General features: G+C 53.4%; 18 protein-coding genes. All 18 read left to right on the forward strand.

What is annotated here, in order from left to right:
- The first annotated feature begins 7 nt into the window (after positions 1–7).
- Positions 8–1,231 (forward strand): glycolate oxidase subunit GlcF, encoded by a 1,224-nt coding sequence (gene glcF / locus D9597_RS19130; RefSeq protein ID WP_130224003.1) that lies wholly within the window; start codon positions 8–10, stop codon positions 1,229–1,231.
- A gap of 4 nt (positions 1,232–1,235) precedes the next feature.
- Positions 1,236–1,640 carry a GlcG family protein gene (locus D9597_RS19135; protein ID WP_000853256.1) on the forward strand — a complete coding sequence of 135 codons (405 nt, stop codon included), beginning with the start codon at positions 1,236–1,238 and terminating at the stop codon, positions 1,638–1,640.
- A 21-nt stretch (positions 1,641–1,661) separates the two neighbouring features.
- Positions 1,662–3,833 (forward strand): malate synthase G, encoded by a 2,172-nt coding sequence (gene glcB / locus D9597_RS19140; protein ID WP_130224005.1) that lies wholly within the window; start codon positions 1,662–1,664, stop codon positions 3,831–3,833.
- A gap of 355 nt (positions 3,834–4,188) precedes the next feature.
- Complete coding sequence (gene glcA, locus D9597_RS19145) at positions 4,189–5,871, forward strand: glycolate permease GlcA (protein WP_000259282.1); 1,683 nt, start codon at positions 4,189–4,191, stop codon at positions 5,869–5,871.
- 496 nt (positions 5,872–6,367) lie between these two features.
- Positions 6,368–10,915, forward strand: a complete 4,548-nt coding sequence (sslE, locus tag D9597_RS19150) for a lipoprotein metalloprotease SslE (protein WP_130224007.1) — start codon at positions 6,368–6,370, stop codon at positions 10,913–10,915.
- A 287-nt stretch (positions 10,916–11,202) separates the two neighbouring features.
- A complete protein-coding gene (gene pppA / locus D9597_RS19160; RefSeq protein WP_130224009.1) occupies positions 11,203–12,012 on the forward strand; it encodes a prepilin peptidase PppA in 810 nt (269 codons plus the stop codon).
- Between the two features lie 65 nt (positions 12,013–12,077).
- Positions 12,078–12,488 carry a type II secretion system pilot lipoprotein GspS-beta gene (gspS2, locus tag D9597_RS19165; RefSeq protein WP_001324279.1) on the forward strand — a complete coding sequence of 137 codons (411 nt, stop codon included), beginning with the start codon at positions 12,078–12,080 and terminating at the stop codon, positions 12,486–12,488.
- Between the two features lie 15 nt (positions 12,489–12,503).
- Positions 12,504–13,463, forward strand: a complete 960-nt coding sequence (gene gspC / locus D9597_RS19170) for a type II secretion system protein GspC (RefSeq protein ID WP_130224011.1) — start codon at positions 12,504–12,506, stop codon at positions 13,461–13,463.
- A 29-nt stretch (positions 13,464–13,492) separates the two neighbouring features.
- Positions 13,493–15,553, forward strand: coding sequence for a type II secretion system secretin GspD (gene gspD, locus D9597_RS19175; RefSeq protein WP_000498829.1), 2,061 nt, complete (start codon positions 13,493–13,495; stop codon positions 15,551–15,553).
- Positions 15,553–17,046, forward strand: coding sequence for a type II secretion system ATPase GspE (gspE, locus tag D9597_RS19180; RefSeq protein ID WP_000249356.1), 1,494 nt, complete (start codon positions 15,553–15,555; stop codon positions 17,044–17,046). Before gspD ends, gspE begins: the two co-directional genes overlap by 1 nt.
- Entirely contained in the window at positions 17,046–18,269 is a 1,224-nt protein-coding gene (gene gspF / locus D9597_RS19185; protein WP_130224013.1) for a type II secretion system inner membrane protein GspF, read from the forward strand. Before gspE ends, gspF begins: the two co-directional genes overlap by 1 nt.
- A 16-nt stretch (positions 18,270–18,285) precedes the next feature.
- Entirely contained in the window at positions 18,286–18,741 is a 456-nt protein-coding gene (gspG, locus tag D9597_RS19190; protein ID WP_001087296.1) for a type II secretion system major pseudopilin GspG, read from the forward strand.
- A gap of 3 nt (positions 18,742–18,744) precedes the next feature.
- Complete coding sequence (gene gspH, locus D9597_RS19195; protein WP_130224015.1) at positions 18,745–19,308, forward strand: type II secretion system minor pseudopilin GspH; 564 nt, start codon at positions 18,745–18,747, stop codon at positions 19,306–19,308.
- Positions 19,305–19,676, forward strand: coding sequence for a type II secretion system minor pseudopilin GspI (gene gspI / locus D9597_RS19200; RefSeq protein ID WP_000820118.1), 372 nt, complete (start codon positions 19,305–19,307; stop codon positions 19,674–19,676). The genes gspH and gspI overlap by 4 nt, the downstream gene beginning before the upstream one ends.
- Positions 19,673–20,278 carry a type II secretion system minor pseudopilin GspJ gene (gspJ, locus tag D9597_RS19205; RefSeq protein WP_130224017.1) on the forward strand — a complete coding sequence of 202 codons (606 nt, stop codon included), beginning with the start codon at positions 19,673–19,675 and terminating at the stop codon, positions 20,276–20,278. The genes gspI and gspJ overlap by 4 nt, the downstream gene beginning before the upstream one ends.
- Positions 20,275–21,252, forward strand: a complete 978-nt coding sequence (gspK, locus tag D9597_RS19210; RefSeq protein ID WP_130224019.1) for a type II secretion system minor pseudopilin GspK — start codon at positions 20,275–20,277, stop codon at positions 21,250–21,252. Before gspJ ends, gspK begins: the two co-directional genes overlap by 4 nt.
- Positions 21,249–22,427, forward strand: a complete 1,179-nt coding sequence (gene gspL / locus D9597_RS19215; RefSeq protein WP_130224021.1) for a type II secretion system protein GspL — start codon at positions 21,249–21,251, stop codon at positions 22,425–22,427. The genes gspK and gspL overlap by 4 nt, the downstream gene beginning before the upstream one ends.
- A 1-nt stretch (position 22,428) precedes the next feature.
- Positions 22,429–22,965 carry a GspM family type II secretion system protein YghD gene (gene yghD / locus D9597_RS19220; RefSeq protein WP_130224023.1) on the forward strand — a complete coding sequence of 179 codons (537 nt, stop codon included), beginning with the start codon at positions 22,429–22,431 and terminating at the stop codon, positions 22,963–22,965.
- Positions 22,966–23,295: the final 330 nt, after the last annotated feature.

Consider the following 23,295-nt stretch of genomic DNA (forward strand, 5'->3'; position numbering starts at 1 on the left):
GCAGGCTATGCAAACCCAATTAACCGAAGAGATGCGGCAGAACGCGCGGGCGCAGGAAGCCGACAGCATCCTGCGCGCCTGTGTTCACTGCGGATTTTGTACCGCAACCTGCCCAACTTATCAGCTATTGGGCGATGAACTGGACGGGCCGCGCGGGCGCATCTATCTGATTAAACAGGTGTTGGAAGGCAACGAAGTTACGCTTAAAACACAGGAGCATCTCGATCGCTGTCTCACTTGCCGCAATTGTGAAACCACCTGTCCTTCTGGTGTGCGCTATCACAATTTGCTGGATATCGGGCGTGATATTGTCGAGCAGAAAGTGAAACGCCCACTGCCGGAGCGAATGCTGCGCGAAGGATTGCGCCAGGTAGTGCCGCGTCCGGCGGTCTTTCGCGCATTGACGCAGGTAGGGCTGGTGCTGCGACCGTTTTTGCCAGAACAGATAAGAGCAAAATTACCCGCTGAAACGGTGAAAGCCAAACCGCGTCCACCGCTGCGCCATAAGCGTCGGGTTTTAATGCTGGAAGGTTGCGCCCAGCCTACGCTTTCGCCCAACACCAACGCGGCAACTGCGCGGGTGCTGGATCGTCTGGGGATCAGCGTCATGCCAGCTAACGAAGCAGGCTGTTGTGGCGCGGTGGACTATCATCTTAATGCGCAAGAGAAAGGGCTAGCGCGGGCGCGAAATAATATTGATGCCTGGTGGCCCGCGATTGAAGCAGGTGCCGAGGCAATTTTGCAGACTGCCAGCGGCTGCGGTGCGTTTGTCAAAGAGTACGGGCAGATGCTGAAAAACGATGCGCTGTATGCCGATAAAGCGCGTCAGGTCAGTGAGCTGGCGGTCGATTTAGTCGAACTTCTGCGCGAGGAACCGCTGGAAAAACTGGCAATTCGCGGCGATAAAAAGCTGGCCTTCCACTGCCCGTGTACCCTACAACATGCGCAAAAGCTGAACGGCGAAGTGGAAAAAGTGTTACTTCGTCTTGGATTTACCTTAACGGACGTTCCCGACAGCCATCTGTGCTGCGGGTCGGCGGGAACGTATGCATTAACGCATCCCGATCTGGCGCGCCAGCTGCGGGATAACAAAATGAATGCGCTGGAAAGCGGCAAACCGGAAATGATCGTCACCGCCAACATTGGTTGCCAGACGCATCTGGCGAGCGCCGGTCGAACCTCTGTGCGTCACTGGATTGAAATTGTAGAACAAGCCCTTGAAAAGGAATAACAAAATGAAAACTAAAGTCATTCTTAGCCAGCAAATGGCGAGTGCAATTATTGCCGCAGGTCAGGAAGAGGCGCAGAAAAATAACTGGTCTGTTTCCATTGCTGTTGCCGATGACGGCGGTCATCTGCTGGCGTTAAGTCGCATGGACGATTGCGCGCCGATTGCGGCTTACATCTCCCAGGAGAAAGCGCGTACCGCCGCGCTGGGGCGTCGTGAAACTAAGGGCTATGAAGAGATGGTGAACAACGGACGTACCGCGTTCGTGACTGCGCCGTTACTGACGTCGCTGGAAGGCGGCGTACCGGTTGTTGTGGATGGGCAAATTATTGGTGCCGTGGGCGTTTCTGGTTTAACCGGAGCACAGGATGCGCAGGTCGCGAAAGCGGCAGCAGCGGTGTTGGCGAAATAAGCGAAAACGAGGAGATAAACAATGAGTCAAACCATAACCCAAGGCCGTTTACGCATTGACGCCAATTTTAAACGTTTTGTGGATGAAGAAGTTTTACCGGGAACAGGGCTGGACGCTGCGGCGTTCTGGCGTAATTTTGATGAGATCGTTCATGATCTGTCGCCAGAAAATCGTCAGTTGCTGGCAGAGCGCGATCGCATTCAGGCGGCGCTGGACGAATGGCATCGCAGCAATCCGGGGCCGATAAAAGACAAAGCGGCCTATAAATCTTTCCTGCGGGAACTGGGCTATCTCGTGCCGCAGCCTGACCACGTTACGGTGGAAACCACGGGCATCGACAGTGAAATCACCAGCCAGGCGGGGCCACAGCTGGTGGTTCCGGCAATGAACGCCCGCTACGCGCTGAACGCGGCGAACGCTCGCTGGGGCTCACTGTACGATGCGTTATACGGCAGCGACATCATCCCGCAGGAAGGGGCGATGGTCAGCGGCTACGATCCGCAGCGCGGTGAGCAGGTTATCGCCTGGGTTCGGCGTTTCCTCGATGAATCTCTACCGCTGGAAAACGGCAGCTATCAGGATGTCGTGGCGTTTAAGGTGGTCGACAAACAATTACGCATCCAGTTGAAAAATGGTAAAGAAACCACGTTACGTACCCCGGCGCAGTTTGTCGGTTACCGTGGCGATGCCGCTGCGCCGACCTGCATTTTGTTGAAAAATAACGGCCTGCATATTGAACTGCAAATTGATGCCAACGGGCGGATTGGCAAAGACGATCCGGCACACATCAACGATGTTATCGTCGAAGCGGCCATCAGTACCATTCTCGACTGTGAAGATTCGGTCGCTGCGGTTGATGCGGAAGATAAAATCCTGCTGTACCGCAACTTGCTGGGCCTGATGCAGGGGACTCTGCAAGAGAAAATGGAGAAAAACGGTCGGCAAATCGTGCGTAAACTGAATGACGATCGTCAGTACACCGCCGCCGATGGCTCTGAAATTTCTCTGCACGGGCGCTCGCTGCTGTTTATCCGTAACGTAGGTCATTTGATGACCATTCCCGTAATTTGGGACAGCGAAGGCAATGAAATTCCGGAAGGTATTCTTGATGGCGTCATGACTGGCGCGATTGCCCTCTATGATTTAAAAGTGCAGAAAAATTCGCGCACTGGCAGCGTCTATATTGTGAAACCGAAAATGCACGGTCCGCAGGAAGTGGCGTTCGCCAACAAACTGTTTACCCGCGTTGAGGCAATGCTCGGTATGGCACCGAATACCCTGAAAATGGGCATTATGGATGAAGAACGCCGGACCTCGCTGAACTTGCGTAGCTGTATCGCTCAGGCGCGCAACCGCGTGGCGTTCATCAATACCGGTTTCCTCGACCGTACCGGCGATGAAATGCATTCGGTGATGGAAGCTGGCCCGATGCTGCGTAAAAACCAGATGAAATCGACGCCGTGGATCAAAGCCTACGAGCGCAATAACGTGCTTTCCGGTCTGTTCTGTGGGCTGCGCGGTAAAGCGCAAATCGGCAAAGGCATGTGGGCAATGCCGGACCTGATGGCAGACATGTACAGCCAGAAGGGCGACCAGTTACGTGCCGGGGCAAACACGGCCTGGGTTCCGTCGCCAACTGCCGCTACGCTCCATGCGCTGCACTACCACCAAACCAACGTACAGAGCGTGCAAGCCAACATAGCCCAGACCGAGTTCAATGCTGAATTTGAACCGCTGCTGGACGATCTGCTGACCATTCCGGTTGCTGAAAATGCTAACTGGTCGGCGCAAGAGATCCAACAAGAGCTGGATAACAACGTGCAGGGGATTCTGGGCTACGTGGTGCGCTGGGTGGAGCAGGGGATTGGTTGTTCAAAAGTGCCGGATATTCACAACGTGGCGCTGATGGAAGACCGTGCAACGCTGCGCATCTCCAGCCAGCATATTGCCAACTGGTTACGTCACGGCATCCTGACCAAAGAGCAGGTGCAGGCGTCACTGGAGAATATGGCGAAAGTGGTTGATCAGCAAAACGCTGGCGATCCGGCTTATCGTCCGATGGCGGGGAATTTCGCTAACTCGTGTGCCTTTAAAGCTGCCAGCGATTTGATCTTCCTCGGCGTGAAACAGCCAAACGGTTATACCGAACCGTTATTACACGCCTGGCGTTTACGCGAAAAAGAAAGTCATTAATAGCGTCAAAAAAAGCCCCGGCAAGTTTTATTGTCGGGGCTATTATAGTAACTGCGGTAGTACATTTATCCCGGAAATAACCGGAGCGATTATCAGGGTTTAACAAAATTAAATACCCGCAGCGCATTACTAGCGGGCCTAAAACAACAATATGGACATCTTAACGATACTCTGCACCTGCGTGTGCGGAACAGAACCCCTTACCCGATATACTTGTTATGCCAGAGGTAGCAATTGCGTTAGCAGCGTACTGTTGCTGTAAAGTATAACGCCTATATTTTACAGTTCAGTCCTCTTTTGCTTATTACAACCTTAATCATATCAAGCATATAAAGATAATAAGAGACTGAACAATATGGTTACCTGGACTCAAATGTATATGCCGATGGGAGGACTGGGGCTATCCGCTCTGGTTGCCCTGATCCCAATAATATTCTTCTTCGTTGCACTTGCGGTATTACGTCTGAAAGGACATGTCGCCGGAGCAATAACCCTTATATTATCGATCCTGATTGCGATATTCGCCTTTAAAATGCCGATTGATATGGCATTTGCTGCTGCGGGCTATGGCTTTATTTATGGATTATGGCCTATTGCGTGGATTATTGTCGCGGCGGTATTCCTGTATAAATTAACCGTTGCCAGCGGCCAGTTCGATATTATCCGCAGCTCGGTTATCTCCATCACCGACGATCAGCGTTTGCAGGTGTTACTGATTGGTTTCTCCTTTGGCGCGTTGCTGGAAGGGGCGGCTGGCTTTGGTGCTCCGGTGGCGATTACCGGTGCGCTGCTGGTGGGCTTGGGCTTCAAACCGCTATACGCGGCGGGGCTGTGTCTGATTGCCAACACTGCGCCGGTGGCGTTTGGTGCGTTGGGTGTGCCAATTCTGGTCGCCGGTCAGGTAACGGGAATCGATCCGTTCGACATTGGCGCAATGGCGGGACGTCAGTTACCGTTCCTGTCGGTTCTTGTGCCGTTCTGGCTGGTAGCAATGATGGACGGCTGGAAAGGGGTGAAAGAGACGTGGCCAGCGGCGCTGGTTGCAGGGGGAAGCTTCGCTGTCACTCAGTTCTTTACCTCTAACTATATTGGTCCGGAACTGCCGGATATTACTTCGGCGCTAGTGAGTATCGTCTCACTCTCTTTATTCCTTAAAGTCTGGCGACCGAAAAATACCGAAACGGCAATCAGCATGGGGCAATCCGCTGGTGCGATGGTGGTAAATAAACCGTCTTCTGGCGGTCCCGTGCCTTCAGAATATAGTCTGGGGCAAATCATTCGTGCGTGGTCACCGTTTTTAATCTTAACGGTACTGGTCACCATCTGGACCATGAAACCGTTTAAAGCGTTATTTGCTCCGGGCGGCGCGTTTTATTCGCTGGTGATTAATTTCCAGATCCCTCATTTGCATCAACAAGTCTTGAAAGCGGCACCCATTGTCGCCCAGCCGACGCCAATGGACGCGGTGTTTAAATTCGACCCGCTCTCTGCTGGCGGCACCGCTATTTTCATTGCAGCGATTATCTCTATCTTCATCCTCGGCGTGGGGATCAAGAAAGGTATTGGTGTCTTTGCCGAAACGCTAATTAGCCTGAAGTGGCCGATATTGTCGATTGGCATGGTGCTGGCATTTGCTTTCGTGACCAACTATTCCGGTATGTCTACCACGCTGGCGCTGGTACTGGCGGGTACTGGTGTGATGTTCCCGTTCTTTTCGCCATTCCTCGGCTGGCTGGGGGTATTCCTTACCGGCTCGGACACCTCCTCGAACGCTCTGTTTGGTTCACTGCAATCAACCACGGCGCAGCAAATCAACGTCTCTGACACTCTGCTGGTGGCAGCAAATACCAGCGGCGGCGTAACTGGCAAGATGATCTCCCCACAATCTATCGCCGTGGCCTGCGCCGCGACGGGCATGGTGGGCCGAGAATCTGAACTGTTCCGCTACACCGTGAAGCACAGTCTGATTTTTGCCAGCGTTATCGGCATTATCACGCTGTTGCAGGCGTATGTGTTTACCGGGATGTTAGTTTCGTAAGTCAATAAAGCCGGATGATCGTTAATATCATCCGGCTTCTTTCTATTCTCGTTTCATTATCCTGGCTAAATAATTGCAAAATCATTTCGCTGTTTATTATCCAGGCATAAATAATATTTCATGGTCAGATAACTCTCTAAATAATTAAGGGGGGTGAGAATATCTATTTTTTTGTCACGCAAAACAAGTCTGTATTAATTGTGTTCGCTTGATGAGCAAACACCGTGCTATCTGTTGCTTTTGCAATCGCAATCGTTAAAACTATCAACAACTTGGGATAGTTACATTGTGAATAATTGTTACTTTTTTGTTTGTTGAATCATTTTATAAATACCCCGTCTGGCATCGAATAGGGGATATTCTTATAAATTTCACCTGTTTCGTTATCAATAATGCAGTTTTTTTAAGAATGGAGGAAGTTATTAGAGAAGCTAAAACATAAAACTATTTCCCCAGTTACGAATTTTTTAACTATATTTTGTCACTTGCGTTATTAATGAATAAGAAATTTAAATATAAAAAATCGCTTTTAGCGGCTATTTTAAGCGCAACCTTATTAACCGGTTGTGACGGCGGCGGTTCAGGTTCTTCCTCCGATACTCCGCCTGTAGATTCTGGAACCGGGTCTTTGCCGGAAGTGAAACCCGATCCAACGCCAAACCCGGAGCCGACGCCGGAGCCTGAACCTACGCCGGATCCGACACCTGATCCAGAGCCAACGCCAGAACCGGAGCCAGAACCTGTTCCTACGAAAACCGGTTATCTGACCCTGGGCGGAAGCCAGCGGGTAATCGGTGCTAAATGTAATGGTGAATCCAGCGACGGCTTTACTTTTACACCTGGCGAGAACGTTACTTGCGTGGCGGGTAACACGACAATTGCCACCTTCAACACTCAGTCAGAAGCTGCGCGTAGCCTGCGTGCGGTTGAAAAAGTGTCGTTTAGCCTTGAGGATGCGCAAGAACTGGCGGGCTCCGATGACAAGAAAAGCAATGCGGTTTCGCTGGTAACGTCCAGTAACAGCTGTCCGGCGAATACAGAACAGGTTTGTCTGACGTTCTCCTCGGTGATCGAGAGTAAACGCTTCGACTCGCTGTATAAGCAGATCGATCTGGCACCGGAAGAGTTCAAAAAGCTGGTCAATGAAGAGGTGGAAAACAATGCCGCGACTGATAAAGCGCCATCCACTCATACTTCACCGGTTGTGCCAGTCACCACACCGGGAACAAAACCGGATCTGAACGCTTCCTTCGTGTCGGCTAACGCGGAACAGTTTTATCAGTATCAACCTACGGAAATCATTCTCTCCGAAGGCCGACTGGTAGATAGCATGGGCAATGGTGTGGTTGGCGTAAATTACTACACCAGCTCAGGCCGTGGCGTGACTGGCGAAAACGGCAAATTCAACTTCAGCTGGGGCGAAACCATCTCCTTTGGTATCGACACCTTTGAACTGGGCTCAGTACGCGGCAATAAGTCGACCATTGCGCTGACGGAACTGGGCGACGAAGTTCGCGGCGCGAATATTGATCAGCTTATTCATCGCTATTCGACGACCGGGCAAAATAATACCCGTGTTGTTGCGGACGATGTACGCAAGGTCTTTGCCGAATATCCCAACGTGATCAACGAGATTATCAATCTCTCGTTGTCCAATGGCGCTACGCTGGATGAAGGCGATCAAAATGTTGTGCTGCCAAACGAATTTATCGAGCAGTTTAAGACGGGTCAGGCCAAAGAGATCGATACCGCGATTTGTGCGAAAAACGACCGCTGTAACGAGGCTCGCTGGTTCTCGCTGACGACGCGCAATGTTAACGAAGGTCAGATTCAGGGCGTTATCAACAAGCTGTGGGGTGTGGATAAAGATTACAAATCAGTGACGAAATTCCACGTCTTCCATGACTCTACCAACTTCTATGGCAGCACCGGTAATGCGCGCGGTCAGGCAGTGGTGAATATCTCCAACGCGGCATTCCCGATTCTGATGGCGCGTAATGATAAAAACTACTGGCTGGCCTTCGGCGAAAAACGCGCCTGGGATAAAAACGAGCTGGCGTACATTACTGAAGCGCCTTCCATTGTGCGCCCGGAGAACGTGACACGCGAAACTGCCACTTTCAACCTGCCGTTTATCTCGCTGGGGCAAGTCGGCAAAGGTAAGCTGATGGTTATCGGTAACCCGCACTACAACAGCATTCTGCGTTGCCCGAACGGTTACAGCTGGGAAGGCGGTGTTGATAAAAGCGGTCAGTGTATGCGTAACAGTGATTCAAATGACATGAAGCACTTTATGCAGAACGTGTTGCGCTATTTGTCCGACGATAAATGGACGCCGGACGCGAAAGCCAGCATGACCGTAGGCACCAACCTGGATACCGTCTATTTCAAACGTCATGGTCAGGTTACAGGAAACAGTGCAGCGTTCGGCTTCCATCCGGATTTTGCGGGTATCTCCGTTGAGCATTTAAGTAGCTATGGCGATCTCGATCCGCAGGAAATGCCGCTGCTGATCCTTAACGGCTTTGAGTATGTGACTCAGGTGGGGGGCGATCCCTATGCAGTGCCTCTGCGTGCAGATACCAGCAAACCGAAGCTGACCCAGCAGGATGTGACCGATCTGATCGCCTATCTGAACAAAGGCGGTTCGGTGCTGATCATGGAAAACGTGATGAGCAATCTTAAGGAAGAGAGCGCATCAGGCTTTGTACGTCTGCTTGATGCCGCAGGTCTGTCGATGGCGCTTAACAAATCGGTGGTGAATACCGATCCTCAGGGATATCCAGACCGGGTGCGCCAGCGCCGAGCGACAGGCATTTGGGTTTATGAACGTTATCCGGTTGTGGAAGGTGCGCTGCCGTACACCATTAATTCTGAGACAGGTGAAGTTACCTGGAAATATCAGATTGATAACAAACCTGATAAGAAACCGACACTGGAAGTTGCCAGCTGGCTGGAGGATGTGGATGGTGAGCAGGTAACTCGTTATGCCTTTATTGATGTGGCGGAGCATAAGACGGAAGATTCTTTGAAGGCTGCAAAGGATAAAATCTTTAAAGCGTTCCCAGGGCTGGAAGAGTGTAAGGATCCTGACTACCACTACGAGGTCAACTGTCTGGAATACCGTCCTGGCACGGGTGTTCCTGTGACGGGGACAATGTATGTTCCGCGCTATACGCAACTGAATCTCAGCGCCGACACCGCGAAAGCGATGGTGCAGGCTGCGGATTTAGGCACCAACATTCAGCGCCTGTATCAGCACGAGCTTTACTTCCGTACCAATGGTCGTAAAGGTGAGCGTCTGAACAGCGTCGATCTTGAACGTTTGTACCAGAACATGACGGTCTGGCTGTGGAACGACATTAAATACCGCTATGAAAGCGGCAAGGAAGACGAGCTGGGCTTTAAAACGTTCACCGAGTTCCTGAACTGCTACGCCAACAATGCCTATACCGAAGGCACGCTGTGTTCTGCAGATCTGAAAAAATCGCTGGTCGATAACAATATGATCTACGGAGATACAACTGCCAAAGCGGGCATGATGAACCCGAGCTATCCGCTCAACTATATGGAAAAACCGCTGACACGCCTGATGCTGGGTCGTTCCTGGTGGGATCTGAACATTAAGGTTGATGTCGAGAAATATCCGGGAGCGGTATCGGCAGAAGGGCAGGAGGTTACTGAAAGCATCAGCCTGTACTCGAGTCCGACCAAATGGTTTGCGGGTAACATGCAGTCTACAGGCCTGTGGGCTCCGGCTCAGCAGGAAGTCAGCATTAAGTCCAATGCGAACGTTCCTGTGACTGTCACCGTGGCGCTGGCCGACGACCTGACCGGACGTGAGAAGCATGAAGTTGCTCTGAACCGTCCGCCAAAAGTGACGAAAACCTATGATCTGGATGCTCAAGGCACGGTGACCTTCAAGGTGCCTTACGGTGGTCTGATTTATATCAAGGGCAACAGCTCAAAGAATGAGTCAGCCAACTTCACCTTTACTGGCGTGGTAAAAGCACCGTTCTATAAAGATGGTAAGTGGCAACACGAGCTGAACTCCCCTGCGCCGCTAGGCGAGCTGGAGTCTGCGTCGTTCGTCTATACCACGCCGAAGAAGAACCTTGAGGCCAGCAATTTCAATGGTGGCGTAGCAGAATTCGCTAAAGATCTGGATACCTTTGCCAGCTCGATGAATGACTTCTACGGTCGTGATGGCGAAAGCGGTAAGCACCGGATGTTTACCTATAAAGCATTGACGGGACATAAACATCGTTTCGCCAACGATGTGCAGATCTCCATTGGTGATGCGCACTCTGGTTATCCGGTAATGAACAGCAGCTTCTCGACGAACAGCACCACGCTGCCGACGACGCCGCTGAACGACTGGCTGATCTGGCATGAAGTAGGGCATAACGCCGCAGAAACACCCCTGACTGTACCGGGCGCAACTGAAGTGGCGAACAACGTGCTGGCGCTGTACATGCAGGATCGCTATCTCGGCAAGATGAACCGTGTCGCTGAAGATATTACCGTCGCGCCGGAATATCTGGACGAGAGCAACGGTCAGGCATGGGCGCGCGGCGGTGCGGGTGACCGTCTGCTGATGTACGCGCAGCTGAAGGAATGGGCAGAGAAAAACTTTGATATCAAGAAATGGTATCCAGATAGCAAGCTGCCAGAGTTCTACAGCGAGCGTGAAGGGATGAAAGGCTGGAACCTGTTCCAGTTGATGCATCGTAAAGCACGCGGCGATGATGTTGGCAAAACCAAGTTTGGCGAAAGAAATTACTGTGCCGAATCCAACGGTAACGCTGCCGACACGCTGATGCTGTGTGCATCCTGGGTCGCTCAGACGGACCTTTCGGAGTTCTTTAAGAAATGGAATCCGGGCGCGAATGCTTACCAGTTGCCGGGAGCGACAGAGATGAGCTTCGAGGGCGGTGTGAGCCAGTCGGCTTACAACACGCTCGCGTCACTCGATCTGCCGAAACCGCAGCAAGGGCCGGAAACCATTAACAAGGTTACCGAGCATAAGATGTCAGCCGAGTAAGCCTGTATGCCGGATAAGGCGTTCGCGCCGCATCCGGCATGATATAAGGCGCATCGGGTCAACACATATGCCCGATGCGCCAGCTTATCGGTCCTGGAGGGAAAGCCGCGATTATTCGCGTTGGTAGACACCCGTAGGCCGGATAAGGCGCTCGCGCCGCATCCGGCATGAAATAAGGCGCACCGGGCCTAGAGGGAAAGCCGCGATTATTTGCGTTTGCAGTCACCCGTAGGCTGGATAAGGCGTTCACGCCGCATCCGGCAAGTTACAACAAATAACCTTTAACCATGCTTTTTGATGTGTTTCAGCAATACCCCGCGGCGATGCCCGTCCTGGCAACCGTCGGAGGATTAATCATCGGCAGTTTTTTGAATGTGGTGATTTGGCGTTACCCCATCATGCTGCGCCAACAAATGGCGGAGTTTCACGGTGAAACGCCGGACACGCAGTCAAAAATAAGCCTGGCGCTGCCACGCTCGCACTGCCCACATTGTCAGCAGACCATCCGGATACGTGACAACATTCCGCTGCTCTCCTGGCTGATGCTCAAAGGGCGCTGCCGCGACTGTCAGGCGAAAATCAGCAAGCGTTATCCGTTAGTCGAGTTATTGACGGCACTCGCTTTTTTGCTGGCGAGTCTGGTGTGGCCGGAAAGTGGATGGGGGCTGGCGGTGATGATATTATCCGCCTGGCTGATTGCCGCGAGTGTCATCGACCTCGACAACCAATGGCTCCCCGATGTTTTTACTCAGGGCGTATTGTGGACAGGACTGATTGCGGCATGGGCGCAACAGAGTCCGTTAACGCTACAAGACGCAGTCACCGGCGTACTGGTGGGATTTATCACTTTTTACTCCCTGCGTTGGATAGCCGGAATAGTTCTGCGTAAAGAAGCATTAGGCATGGGTGATGTATTACTCTTCGCCGCTTTAGGTGGCTGGGTGGGGGCGTTGTCGCTACCCAATGTTGCTTTAATCGCCTCATGCTGCGGCCTGATATATGCCGTTATTACAAAAAGAGGATCAACCACACTGCCTTTTGGACCGTGTTTAAGTCTGGGCGGTATAGCAACACTTTATCTACAGGCATTGTTTTAATGATAACCATGTCATTATCGAAGTGACATTTTAACTCTTATTAATAACCTTAGAGATTATTTACCATGTCGATAAAACAAATGCCAGGGAGGGTATTAATATCGCTATTGTTGAGCGTTACAGGATTATTAAGTGGCTGCGCCAGCCATAATGAAAATGCCAGTTTACTGGCGAAAAAACAGGCGCAAAATATCAGCCAAAACCTGCCGATTAAATCTGCGGGATATACCTTGGTGCTGGCGCAAAGTAGCGGCACGACGGTAAAAATGACCATTATCAGCGAAGCGGGTACACAAACCACGCAGACGCCTGACGCCTTTTTAACCAGCTACCAACGACAAATGTGCGCTGATCCGACGGTGAAATTAATGATCACCGAGGGAATTAATTACAGCATAACGATTAATGATACACGCACAGGTAACCAGTATCAGCGGAAACTGGATCGTACCACCTGTGGAATAGTCAAAGCATAACGTCGGGTATATAAATTGGCGCGGGTTGTTTTTCGTGACGCACGAATTTATCTCATTCAATGGCTGACAAAAATTCGTCACACACTTAGCCAGAGACAATCTCTTAATACAGACAAAGAGCACCTGCGCAAAATTGCACGCGGGATGTTCTGGCTGATGCTGCTTATTATTTCTGCAAAAATGGCGCATTCACTCTGGCGCTATATCTCCTTTTCTGCGGAATATACATCGGCTTCTCCATCGGCGAATAAACCGGCACGTGCGGATGCAAAAACGTTCGATAAAAAAGACGCGCAATTAATCAGCCAGCAAAACTGGTTTGGCAAATATCAGCCTGTCGCCGCGCCGGTAAAACAACCCGAACCTGCGCCTGTGGCAGAAACGCGTCTTAATGTGGTGCTGCGCGGGATCGCCTTTGGCGCCAGACCCGGTGCGGTCATTGAAGAAGGCGGCAAACAGCAGGTCTATTTGCAGGGGGAAACGCTTGGCTCGCACAACGCAGTGATTGAGGAAATCAATCGCGACCATGTGATGCTGCGTTATCAGGGAAAAATAGAGCGTCTGAGCCTGGCAGAAGAGGAACGTTCCACCGTAGCCGTGACCAACAAAAAAGCCATCAGTGACGAAGCAAAGCAAGCTGTTGCTGAGCCTGCTGCCAGTGCGCCAGTTGAGATCCCGGCAGCCGTGCGTCAGGCGCTGGCGAAAGATCCGCAGAAAATTTTTAACTATATCCAGCTTACGCCCGTGCGTAAGGAGGGGATTGTCGGTTATGCAGTGAAACCGGGGGCAGATCGTTCTCTGTTCGATGCCAGCGGTTTCAAGGAAGGCGATATCGCCATTGCGTTAAATCAGCAGGATTTTACTGATCCACGAGCAATGATTGCTCTGATGCGGCAGTTACCTTCAATGGATTCCATTCAACTTACGGTTTTACGCAAGGGTGCGCGCTACGACATTTCCATCGCGCTGCGCTAACCGCATTTAATCCAGGAGAATCATTCATCGTGTTTTGGCGTGATATTACGTTGTCGGTCTGGCGTAAGAAGACAACTGGCCTCAAAACAAAAAAGCGTTTACTGCCGCTGGTGCTGGCAGCGGCATTATGCAGTTCACCGGTCTGGGCGGAAGAAGCCACTTTCACCGCTAATTTTAAAGATACCGACCTGAAATCGTTCATCGAAACCGTCGGCGCTAACCTTAATAAGACCATCATTATGGGGCCGGGCGTTCAGGGGAAAGTGAGTATTCGCACCATGACCCCGCTCAATGAACGTCAGTATTACCAGCTATTCCTTAACCTGCTGGAAGCACAGGGGTATGCCGTCGTACCGATGGAAAACGACGTGCTGAAGGTGGTGAAATCCAGTGCCGCGAAAGTCGAGCCGCTGCCGCTGGTCGGTGAAGGCAGCGACAACTACGCGGGCGATGAAATGGTCACCAAAGTAGTGCCGGTACGTAATGTGTCAGTACGCGAACTGGCGCCGATTCTGCGCCAGATGATTGACAGTGCGGGGTCTGGCAACGTCGTCAATTACGATCCCTCCAACGTGATTATGCTTACCGGACGCGCTTCAGTCGTGGAGCGCCTGACGGAAGTGATCCAGCGCGTGGATCACGCAGGAAACCGCACCGAAGAGGTGATCCCGCTGGATAACGCCTCGGCCTCGGAAATTGCCCGCGTGCTGGAAAGCCTGACCAAAAACAGCGGCGAGAACCAGCCTGCAACGCTGAAATCACAGATTGTCGCCGACGAACGCACCAACAGTGTGATTGTCAGCGGTGACCCCGCCACGCGAGACAAAATGCGCCGCCTGATCCGTCGGCTGGACTCAGAAATGGAGCGCAGCGGCAACAGCCAGGTTTTCTATCTCAAATACAGCAAAGCCGAAGATCTGGTCGATGTGCTGAAGCAGGTCAGCGGCACGCTCACGGCGGCTAAAGAAGAGGCGGAAGGCACGGTCGGTAGCGGGCGTGAGGTTGTCTCCATCGCCGCCAGCAAACACAGTAATGCCCTGATTGTTACCGCGCCGCAGGACATCATGCAGTCGCTGCAAAGCGTGATTGAACAACTGGATATTCGCCGTGCTCAGGTGCATGTCGAGGCGTTGATCGTGGAAGTTGCCGAAGGCAGCAATATCAACTTCGGCGTGCAGTGGGCGTCGAAAGATGCTGGATTAATGCAGTTTGCTAACGGTACGCAGATCCCTATCGGCACGCTGGGGGCGGCGATTTCTCAGGCGAAACCGCAGAAAGGCTCCACGGTGATCAGCGAAAACGGCGCTACCACCATTAACCCGGACACCAACGGCGATCTCTCCACGCTCGCCCAGCTACTTTCCGGCTTTAGCGGTACCGCGGTTGGCGTGGTGAAAGGCGACTGGATGGCGCTGGTACAGGCGGTTAAAAACGACTCCAGCTCGAACGTTCTCTCCACGCCGAGCATCACCACGCTGGACAACCAGGAAGCCTTCTTCATGGTGGGCCAGGACGTTCCGGTATTAACCGGCTCTACCGTTGGTTCCAATAACAGCAATCCTTTCAATACGGTAGAGAGGAAAAAAGTCGGCATCATGCTGAAAGTCACGCCGCAGATTAACGAAGGTAACGCGGTACAGATGGTGATTGAGCAGGAAGTCTCGAAGGTGGAAGGACAGACCAGCCTCGACGTCGTGTTTGGTGAGCGCAAACTGAAAACTACCGTGCTGGCTAACGATGGTGAGCTGATTGTGCTTGGCGGTCTGATGGACGACCAGGCGGGAGAAAGCGTGGCGAAAGTGCCGCTGCTGGGCGATATCCCATTGATTGGTAACCTGTTTAAATCCACGGCGGATAAAAAAGAAAAACGTAACCTGATGGTGTTTATCCGCCCGACCATTCTGCGTGACGGTATGGCGGCAGACGGCGTGTCGCAGCGCAAATATAACTATATGCGCGCCGAGCAGATCTATCGCGATGAGCAAGGCTTAAGCCTGATGCCGCACACCGCGCAGCCGGTACTGCCTGCGCAAAATCAGGCTCTACCGCCGGAAGTTCGCGCGTTCCTTAATGCCGGGAGAACGCGTTAATGGTGCCTGTAGCACAGGAAACCACCGCTAACACCGTGCGTCTGCCCTACAGTTTCAGCCGTCGGTTTAGCCTGGTGGCATGGTGCGAAGCGTCGCTGGAGATCCTCCATGTTCATCCGTTGTCGCTCTCTGTGTTGCAGGAGCTGCAACGGGGGCTGAACGCGCCCTTTACGCTGCGGCAAATCGACGAGGCCGAATTTGAACAGCGGCTGAATGCGGTCTGGCAGCGGGACTCTTCCGAGGCCCGCCAGCTGATGGAAGATCTCGGTTCCGCCGAAGACTTCTTTACCCTCGCTGAAGAACTGCCAGAAACGGAAGATCTGCTGGAAAGTGACGACGATGCGCCGATCATCAAACTGATCAACGCCATGCTGGCAGAGGCGATTAAAGAAGGCGCTTCGGATATTCACATCGAGACATTTGAAAAGAGTCTGGTGATCCGTTTTCGCGTTGACGGCACATTACATGAAATGCTGCGCCCGGGGCGCAAACTGGCCTCGCTGCTGGTATCGCGTATCAAGGTGATGGCGCGGCTGGATATCGCCGAAAAGCGCGTACCGCAGGATGGACGTATTGCGCTGCTGCTGGGCGGTCGGGCGATTGACGTGCGTGTCTCCACTATGCCCTCTGCCTGGGGCGAGCGCGTGGTGCTGCGACTGCTGGACAAAAACCAGGCCCGCCTGACGCTGGAGCGTCTGGGGTTGAGTCAGCAACTGACCGTGCAGTTGCGCCAGCTACTGCACAAACCGCACGGCATTTTTCTGGTGACGGGGCCGACAGGTTCCGGCAAAAGCACCACGCTGTACGCCGGATTGCAGGAGCTGAACAACCACTCGCGCAACATTCTCACGGTTGAAGACCCCATCGAATACATGATTGAAGGGATCGGTCAGACGCAGGTCAACACCCGCGTCGGTATGACCTTCGCCCGTGGGCTGCGCGCGATTTTGCGTCAGGACCCGGATGTGGTGATGGTCGGTGAAATCCGCGATACCGAAACCGCAGAAATCGCCGTCCAGGCGTCATTGACCGGACACCTGGTACTTTCAACCCTGCATACCAACACGGCGGTGGGGGCGATTACGCGTTTGCAGGATATGGGCGTCGAGCCTTTCCTGCTCTCTTCCAGTCTGACGGGCGTGATGGCGCAGCGACTGGTTCGCACGCTGTGTCCCGACTGCCGCCAGCCCGCGCCTGCCACCGACGAAGAAAAACGCCTGCTGGGGATTACCGATGCGCGTACCGTCACGCTGTACCATCCGCAGGGCTGCCCCGCCTGTAATCACAAAGGTTTTCGCGGACGTACTGCCATCCATGAGCTGATCGTGGTGGACGCCACATTGCGTGATTTGATCCACCGTCAGGCCGGGGAACTGGAGCTGGAACGTTATGTCCGGCAACACTCTGCGGGTATTCGCAGCAACGGCATTGAGAAAGTGCTCGCCGGAGAAACCTCTCTCGATGAAGTTCTGCGGGTAACCATGGAGGCGTAATGGCACTGTTTTACTATCAGGCGCTGGAGCGTAATGGTCGCAAAACCAAAGGCATGATTGAGGCGGATTCCGCGCGTCATGCCCGCCAGTTGTTGCGCGCTAAAGAGCTTATCCCTGTGAACATTGAAGCCCGGATGAATGCTTCTACAGGGGGAATGTTGCAGCGTCGGCGACATGCACATCGACGCGTGGCGGCGGCAGATCTGGCGCTGTTCACGCGCCAACTGGCAACGCTGGTGCAGGCAGCAATGCCGCTGGAAACCTGCTTGCAGGCGGTCAGTGAGCAAAGTGAAAAACTGCATGTGAAAAGCCTCGGAATGGCGCTGCGCAGCCGGATTCAGGAAGGTTATACCCTGTCGGACAGCCTGCGCGAACATCCCCGCGTCTTTGATTCTCTGTTTTGCTCGATGGTTGCTGCCGGAGAAAAATCCGGGCATCTCGATGTGGTGCTCAATCGCCTGGCAGATTACACCGAACAACGCCAGCGCCTGAAATCACGCCTGCTGCAGGCCATGCTCTATCCGCTGGTATTGCTGATGGTGGCAACGGGCGTGGTCACTATTTTGCTGACGGCGGTAGTGCCGAAAATTATCGAACAGTTTGATCATCTCGGACACGCGCTGCCCGCCTCTACCCGCACGCTTATTGCCATGAGCGACGCGTTACAGGCCAGCGGCGTTTACTGGCTGGCGGGTTTGCTGGGGCTTCTGGTGCTGGGGCAACGGCTACTCAAAAATCCTGCTATGCGCCTGCGCTGGGACAAAACCGTGCTGCGCCTGCCCGTGACGGGGCGTGTTGCGCGCGGACTGAATACGGCGCGTTTTTCCCGCACGTTAAGCATCCTCACCGCCAGCAGTGTTCCGCTGCTGGAAGGTATTCAGACCGCTGCCGCTGTGTCGGCAAATCGCTATGTCGAGCAACAACTACTGCTGGCGGCAGATCGCGTCCGCGAAGGAAGCAGTCTGCGCGCTGCGCTGGCGGAGTTGCGCCTGTTCCCGCCGATGATGCTGTACATGATCGCCTCCGGCGAACAGAGCGGCGAGCTGGAAACCATGCTTGAACAGGCCGCAGTTAACCAGGAACGGGAATTTGATACCCAGGTGGGGCTGGCGTTGGGGCTGTTTGAGCCTGCGCTGGTGGTGATGATGGCGGGCGTGGTGCTGTTTATCGTCATCGCCATCCTCGAGCCGATGCTGCAACTGAACAATATGGTTGGAATGTAATTTACGGAGTTATCACATGAATTCGTTATCCCGCACACAAAAACCACGGGCAGGTTTTACCCTGCTGGAAGTGATGGTAGTGATTGTTATTCTTGGCGTCCTGGCAAGTCTGGTGGTGCCTAACCTGTTGGGCAACAAAGAGAAAGCGGATCGGCAAAAAGCCATCAGCGATATCGTGGCGCTGGAAAACGCGCTGGATATGTACCGACTGGATAACGGGCGTTATCCGACTACCGAGCAGGGGCTTGAGGCGCTGATCCAGCAGCCAGCCAATATGGCGGATTCCCGCAACTACCGTACCGGTGGATACATCAAACGACTGCCAAAGGATCCGTGGGGCAATGATTATCAGTATCTCAGCCCGGGTGAAAAAGGACTGTTTGATGTTTATACCCTGGGGGCGGATGGTCAGGAAAACGGGGAAGGCGCTGGCGCAGATATCGGTAACTGGAATTTGCAGGAGTTTCAGTAAGCAGTGCCTGAACGCGGATTCACACTTCTGGAAATCATGCTGGTGATTTTCCTTATCGGCCTTGCCAGTGCGGGCGTGGTACAGACGTTTGCGACCGATTCGGAGCCGCCTGCGAAAAAAGCGGCGCAGGATTTTCTGACTCGCTTTGCGCAGTTTAAGGACAGGGCAGTGATCGAAGGGCAAACACTCGGTGTGCTAATCGACCCGCCGGGATACCAGTTTATGCAGCGTCGTCAGGGGCAGTGGTTGCCCGTTTCTGCGACCCGGTTATCGGCACAGGTTACGGTGCCGAAACAGGTGCAGATGCTGTTACAACCCGGAAGTGATATCTGGCAGAAGGAGTATGCGCTGGAGCTGCAACGTCGCCGCCTGACGCTGCACGATATTGAACTGGAGCTGCAAAAAGAGGCGAAAAAGAAGACGCCGCAGATCCGTTTTTCGCCTTTTGAACCCGCCACGGCGTTTACGCTGCGCTTCTACTCGGCGGCGCAAAACGCATGTTGGGCGGTAAAACTGGCGCACGATGGCGCGTTATCCCTCAATCAATGTGATGAAAGGATGCCATGAAGCGCGGATTTACCTTGCTGGAAGTGATGCTCGCGCTGGCGATTTTTGCGCTGGCTGCCACGGCGGTGTTACAGATTGCCAGCGGTGCGCTGAGTAATCAGCAAATTCTTGAGGAAAAAACGGTAGCGGGCTGGGTGGCTGAAAACCAGACCGCGCTGCTTTACCTGATGACCCGTGAACAACGAGCGGTCAGGCACCAGGGCGAGAGCGATATGGCAGGAAGCCGCTGGTACTGGCGAACCACACCGTTGAATACCGGCAACGCGCTGCTCCAGGCAGTGGATATTGAAGTCAGCCTTCATGAAGACTTTTCGCCAGTGATTCAGTCACGACGCGCCTGGTTTAGCGCCGTGGGAGGCCAACAGTGAGAAGGACTCGCGCTGGTTTCACGTTACTGGAAATGCTGGTGGCAATCGCCATTTTTGCCTCACTGGCACTGATGGCGCAGCAGGTGACAAACGGCGTCACGCGCGTGAATAGCGCCGTCGCCGGACACGATAAAAAACTAAACCTCATGCAGCAAACGATGAGTTTTTTAAACCACGATCTGACACAAATGCTGCCGCGTCCGGTAAGAGGCGAGCAGGGCCAGCGTGAACCAGCGTTACTGGCTGGCGCTGGCGTGCTGGCGTCTGAGAGTGAAGGGATGCGCTTTGTGCGCGGCGGCGTGGTTAATCCGTTGATGCGCCTGCCGCGCAGTAATCTGCTCACCGTCGGTTACCGCATTCATGACGGTTATCTCGAACGGTTATCCTGGCCGCTGACCGATGCAGCAGGCAGCGTGAAGCCAACAACGCAAAAATTGATTCCGGCGGATTCGCTCCGTTTGCAGTTCTACGACGGCACGCGCTGGCAGGAAACCTGGTCATCACTTCAGGCGATCCCCGTGGCGGTGCGTATGACCCTGCATTCGCCGCAATGGGGCGATATTGAACGCATCTGGTTGTTACGCGGGCCGCAATTATCATGATCATCTCACCACCAAAACGCGGAATGGCACTGGTCGTGGTGCTGGTATTGCTGGCAGTTATGATGCTGGTAACCATCACACTTTCCGGGCGGATGCAGCAACAACTTGGGCGAACGCGCAGCCAGCAGGAGTATCAGCAGGCGCTGTGGTACAGCGCCAGTGCGGAAAGCCTGGCGCTGAGTGCGCTCAGTCTGAGCCTGAAAAATGAACAACGCGTGCATCTGGCACAGCCGTGGGCTTCTGGTCCTCGTTTTTTCCCACTGCCGCAGGGGCAAATCGCTGTCACTCTGCGTGACGCACAGGCCTGCTTTAACCTGAATGCCCTTGCTCAGCCGACAACGGCGTCGCGTCCGCTCGCAGTGCAACAACTGATTGCCCTGATCTCGCGCCTGGATGTGCCTGCTTATCGGGCCGAACTGATAGCCGAAAGCCTGTGGGAGTTTATTGACGAGGACCGCAGCGTGCAGACGCGTCTGGGGCGTGAAGACAGTGAGTATCTCGCCCGCTCGGTGCCGTTCTACGCCGCCAATCAACCGCTGGCGGATATCAGTGAGATGCGCGTGGTACAGGGAATGGACGCAGAGCTTTATCAAAAACTGAAACCGCTGGTCTGTGCGCTACCGATGACCCGCCAGAAAATCAACATCAACACCCTGGACGTCACGCAAAGTGTGATTCTTGAGGCGCTGTTTGACCCGTGGTTAAGCCCTGTTCAGGCGCGGGCGTTATTACAACAACGTCCGGCGAAGGGCTGGGAAGATGTCGATCAGTTTCTTGCACAGCCGCTACTTGCTGACGTCGATGAGCGTACTAAAAAACAGCTAAAAACCGTCCTGAGCGTGGACAGCAATTACTTCTGGCTGCGTTCAGATATCACCGTGAATGAGATTGAACTGACGATGAACTCGTTAATTGTCCGCATGGGCCCACAACACTTTTCTGTTCTCTGGCATCAGACAGGAGAAAGTGAGTGAGTTCCATCCTTGAGATTTTTTTCCCGCTTTGCGCCGCTGCTCCCATCCGCTGGCAGCGCCGTACACCCGACGTGGAGCACGGCATCTGGCCTGAAATCGGCGATGAACAACTTCAGCAATGGCTGCAAACTGATGCGATTCGCCTCTACATTCCCGGCGAATGGATCAGCGTCTGGCAGGTTGAACTGCCTGATGTCGCCCGCAAGCAGATACCGACTATTCTGCCCGCCTTACTGGAAGAAGAGCTGAATCAGGATATCGACGAACTGCATTTCGCCCCGTTGAAAATCGACCAGCAACTGGCAACCGTGGCAGTGATTCACCAACAGCATATGCGCAACATTACGCAGTGGTTGCAGGAAAACGGCATCACCCGCGCTACCGTCGCGCCAGACTGGATGTCTATTCCTTGTGGATTTATGGTTGGCGATGCGCAACGGGTTATATGCCGCATTGATGAATGCCGGGGATGGAGCGCCGGGCTGGCGCTGGCTCCGGTCATGTTCCGCGCCCAGCTCAATGAGCAGGATTTACCGCTTTCGCTAACCGTGGTCGGTATTGCACCGGAAGAGCTATCTGCATGGGCTGGCGCGGAGGCCGAACGCCTGACCGTTACGCCTCTGCCCGCCATTACCACCTGCGGCGAACCAGAAGGGAACTTGCTGACAGGGCCGTGGCAGCCTCGTGTCAGCTACCGAAAACAGTGGGCGCGCTGGCGAGTGATGATTCTGCCGATATTGCTGATTCTGGTTGCGCTGGCAGTGGAACGGGGCGTGACATTATGGAGCGTCAACGAACAGGTGGCGCAAAGCCGCGCCCAGGCCGAGAAACAGTTCTTAACGTTGTTCCCGGAGCAGAAGCGGATTGTGAATTTACGCTCTCAGGTGACGATGGCGCTGAAAAAATATCGCCCGCAGGCCGACGATACCCGGCTGCTCGCAGAATTGTCAGCGATTGCCAGTACCCTGAAATCAGCGTCACTTACCGACATTGAGATGCGTGGTTTCACCTTTGATCAAAAACGGCAGACTCTTCACCTCCAGCTGCGGGCTGCGAACTTTGCCAGTTTCGACAAACTGCGTAGCGCACTGGCGGCAGATTATGTTGTGCAACAGGACGCGTTACAGAAAGAGGGTGAGGCGGTTTCCGGCGGCGTAACGTTGCGGAGGAAATAACATGTTACGCGATAAATTTATTCACTATTTTCAGCAATGGCGTGAACGCCAGTTAAGCCGTGGCGAACACTGGCTGGCACAGCACCTGGCGGGGCGTTCGCCGCGTGAAAAAGGCATGTTGCTGGCAGCGGCAGTGTTCCTGTTTAGCGCCGGATATTACGTCCTCATCTGGCAGCCTTTGAGCGAACGGATAGAGCAACAGGAGACGATGTTGCAACAGCTGGTGGCGATGAACTCCCGGATGAAGAGCGCCGCGCCGGATATTATTGCGGCGCGAAAATCCGCCACGACAACGCCTGCACAGGTATCGCGGGTCATCAGTGACAGTGCTTCCGTGCACTCCGTGGTCATCAAGCGGATAGCCGAGCGCGGGGAGAATATTCAGGTCTGGATAGAACCGGTGGTGTTTCATGACCTGCTGAACTGGTTAAACGCGCTGGATGAAAAGTATGCGCTGCGGGTGACACAAATTGATGTCAGTGCAGGTGAAAAGGCTGGAATGGTGAACGTGCAGCGACTGGAGTTTGGGCGGGGGTAGGTATTGCCATTTCCTTAACCCCACCTGATAACCCTTAGCCCAATGGTGAGTGCGGAACTGTCAAACCCGCTCACCGGGCTGAGTTCTGATGTAGCAAGAATGCACTCTCCTTCCAGGCCGCCACGGAATGTTCGACAATACTGTAGGAATTCGTTTTTCACTATGTAGCCCTTGTGAATAGACACCTTTCACAGACTGTAAAGATGCTTAAGTGTTTTGACACATTATGATTATTAATAGTTGCAATAAATCATTGAGTAACAATTGATAGGCCAAAACATATAGGATAATTCTTGTGTGATCTGTATTTTGTGTAGCCTGGAAATTAGT

The sequence above is a fragment of the Escherichia sp. E13S3 genome (assembly GCF_004212325.1).
Classification (GTDB): domain Bacteria; phylum Pseudomonadota; class Gammaproteobacteria; order Enterobacterales; family Enterobacteriaceae; genus Escherichia.

Excerpts from the sequence above, each read along its gene's own strand:
- glcF (WP_130224003.1), top strand. The coding sequence starts at position 8 with ATGCAAACCCAATTAACCGAAGAGATGCGGCAGAACGCGCGGGCGCAG.
- D9597_RS19135 (WP_000853256.1), top strand. The coding sequence starts at position 1,236 with ATGAAAACTAAAGTCATTCTTAGCCAGCAAATGGCGAGTGCAATTATT.
- glcB (WP_130224005.1), top strand. The coding sequence starts at position 1,662 with ATGAGTCAAACCATAACCCAAGGCCGTTTACGCATTGACGCCAATTTT.
- glcA (WP_000259282.1), top strand. The coding sequence starts at position 4,189 with ATGGTTACCTGGACTCAAATGTATATGCCGATGGGAGGACTGGGGCTA.
- sslE (WP_130224007.1), top strand. The coding sequence starts at position 6,368 with ATGAATAAGAAATTTAAATATAAAAAATCGCTTTTAGCGGCTATTTTA.
- pppA (WP_130224009.1), top strand. The coding sequence starts at position 11,203 with ATGCTTTTTGATGTGTTTCAGCAATACCCCGCGGCGATGCCCGTCCTG.
- gspS2 (WP_001324279.1), top strand. The coding sequence starts at position 12,078 with ATGTCGATAAAACAAATGCCAGGGAGGGTATTAATATCGCTATTGTTG.
- gspE (WP_000249356.1), top strand. The coding sequence starts at position 15,553 with ATGGTGCCTGTAGCACAGGAAACCACCGCTAACACCGTGCGTCTGCCC.
- gspF (WP_130224013.1), top strand. The coding sequence starts at position 17,046 with ATGGCACTGTTTTACTATCAGGCGCTGGAGCGTAATGGTCGCAAAACC.
- gspG (WP_001087296.1), top strand. The coding sequence starts at position 18,286 with ATGAATTCGTTATCCCGCACACAAAAACCACGGGCAGGTTTTACCCTG.
- gspI (WP_000820118.1), top strand. The coding sequence starts at position 19,305 with ATGAAGCGCGGATTTACCTTGCTGGAAGTGATGCTCGCGCTGGCGATT.
- gspK (WP_130224019.1), top strand. The coding sequence starts at position 20,275 with ATGATCATCTCACCACCAAAACGCGGAATGGCACTGGTCGTGGTGCTG.
- yghD (WP_130224023.1), top strand. The coding sequence starts at position 22,429 with ATGTTACGCGATAAATTTATTCACTATTTTCAGCAATGGCGTGAACGC.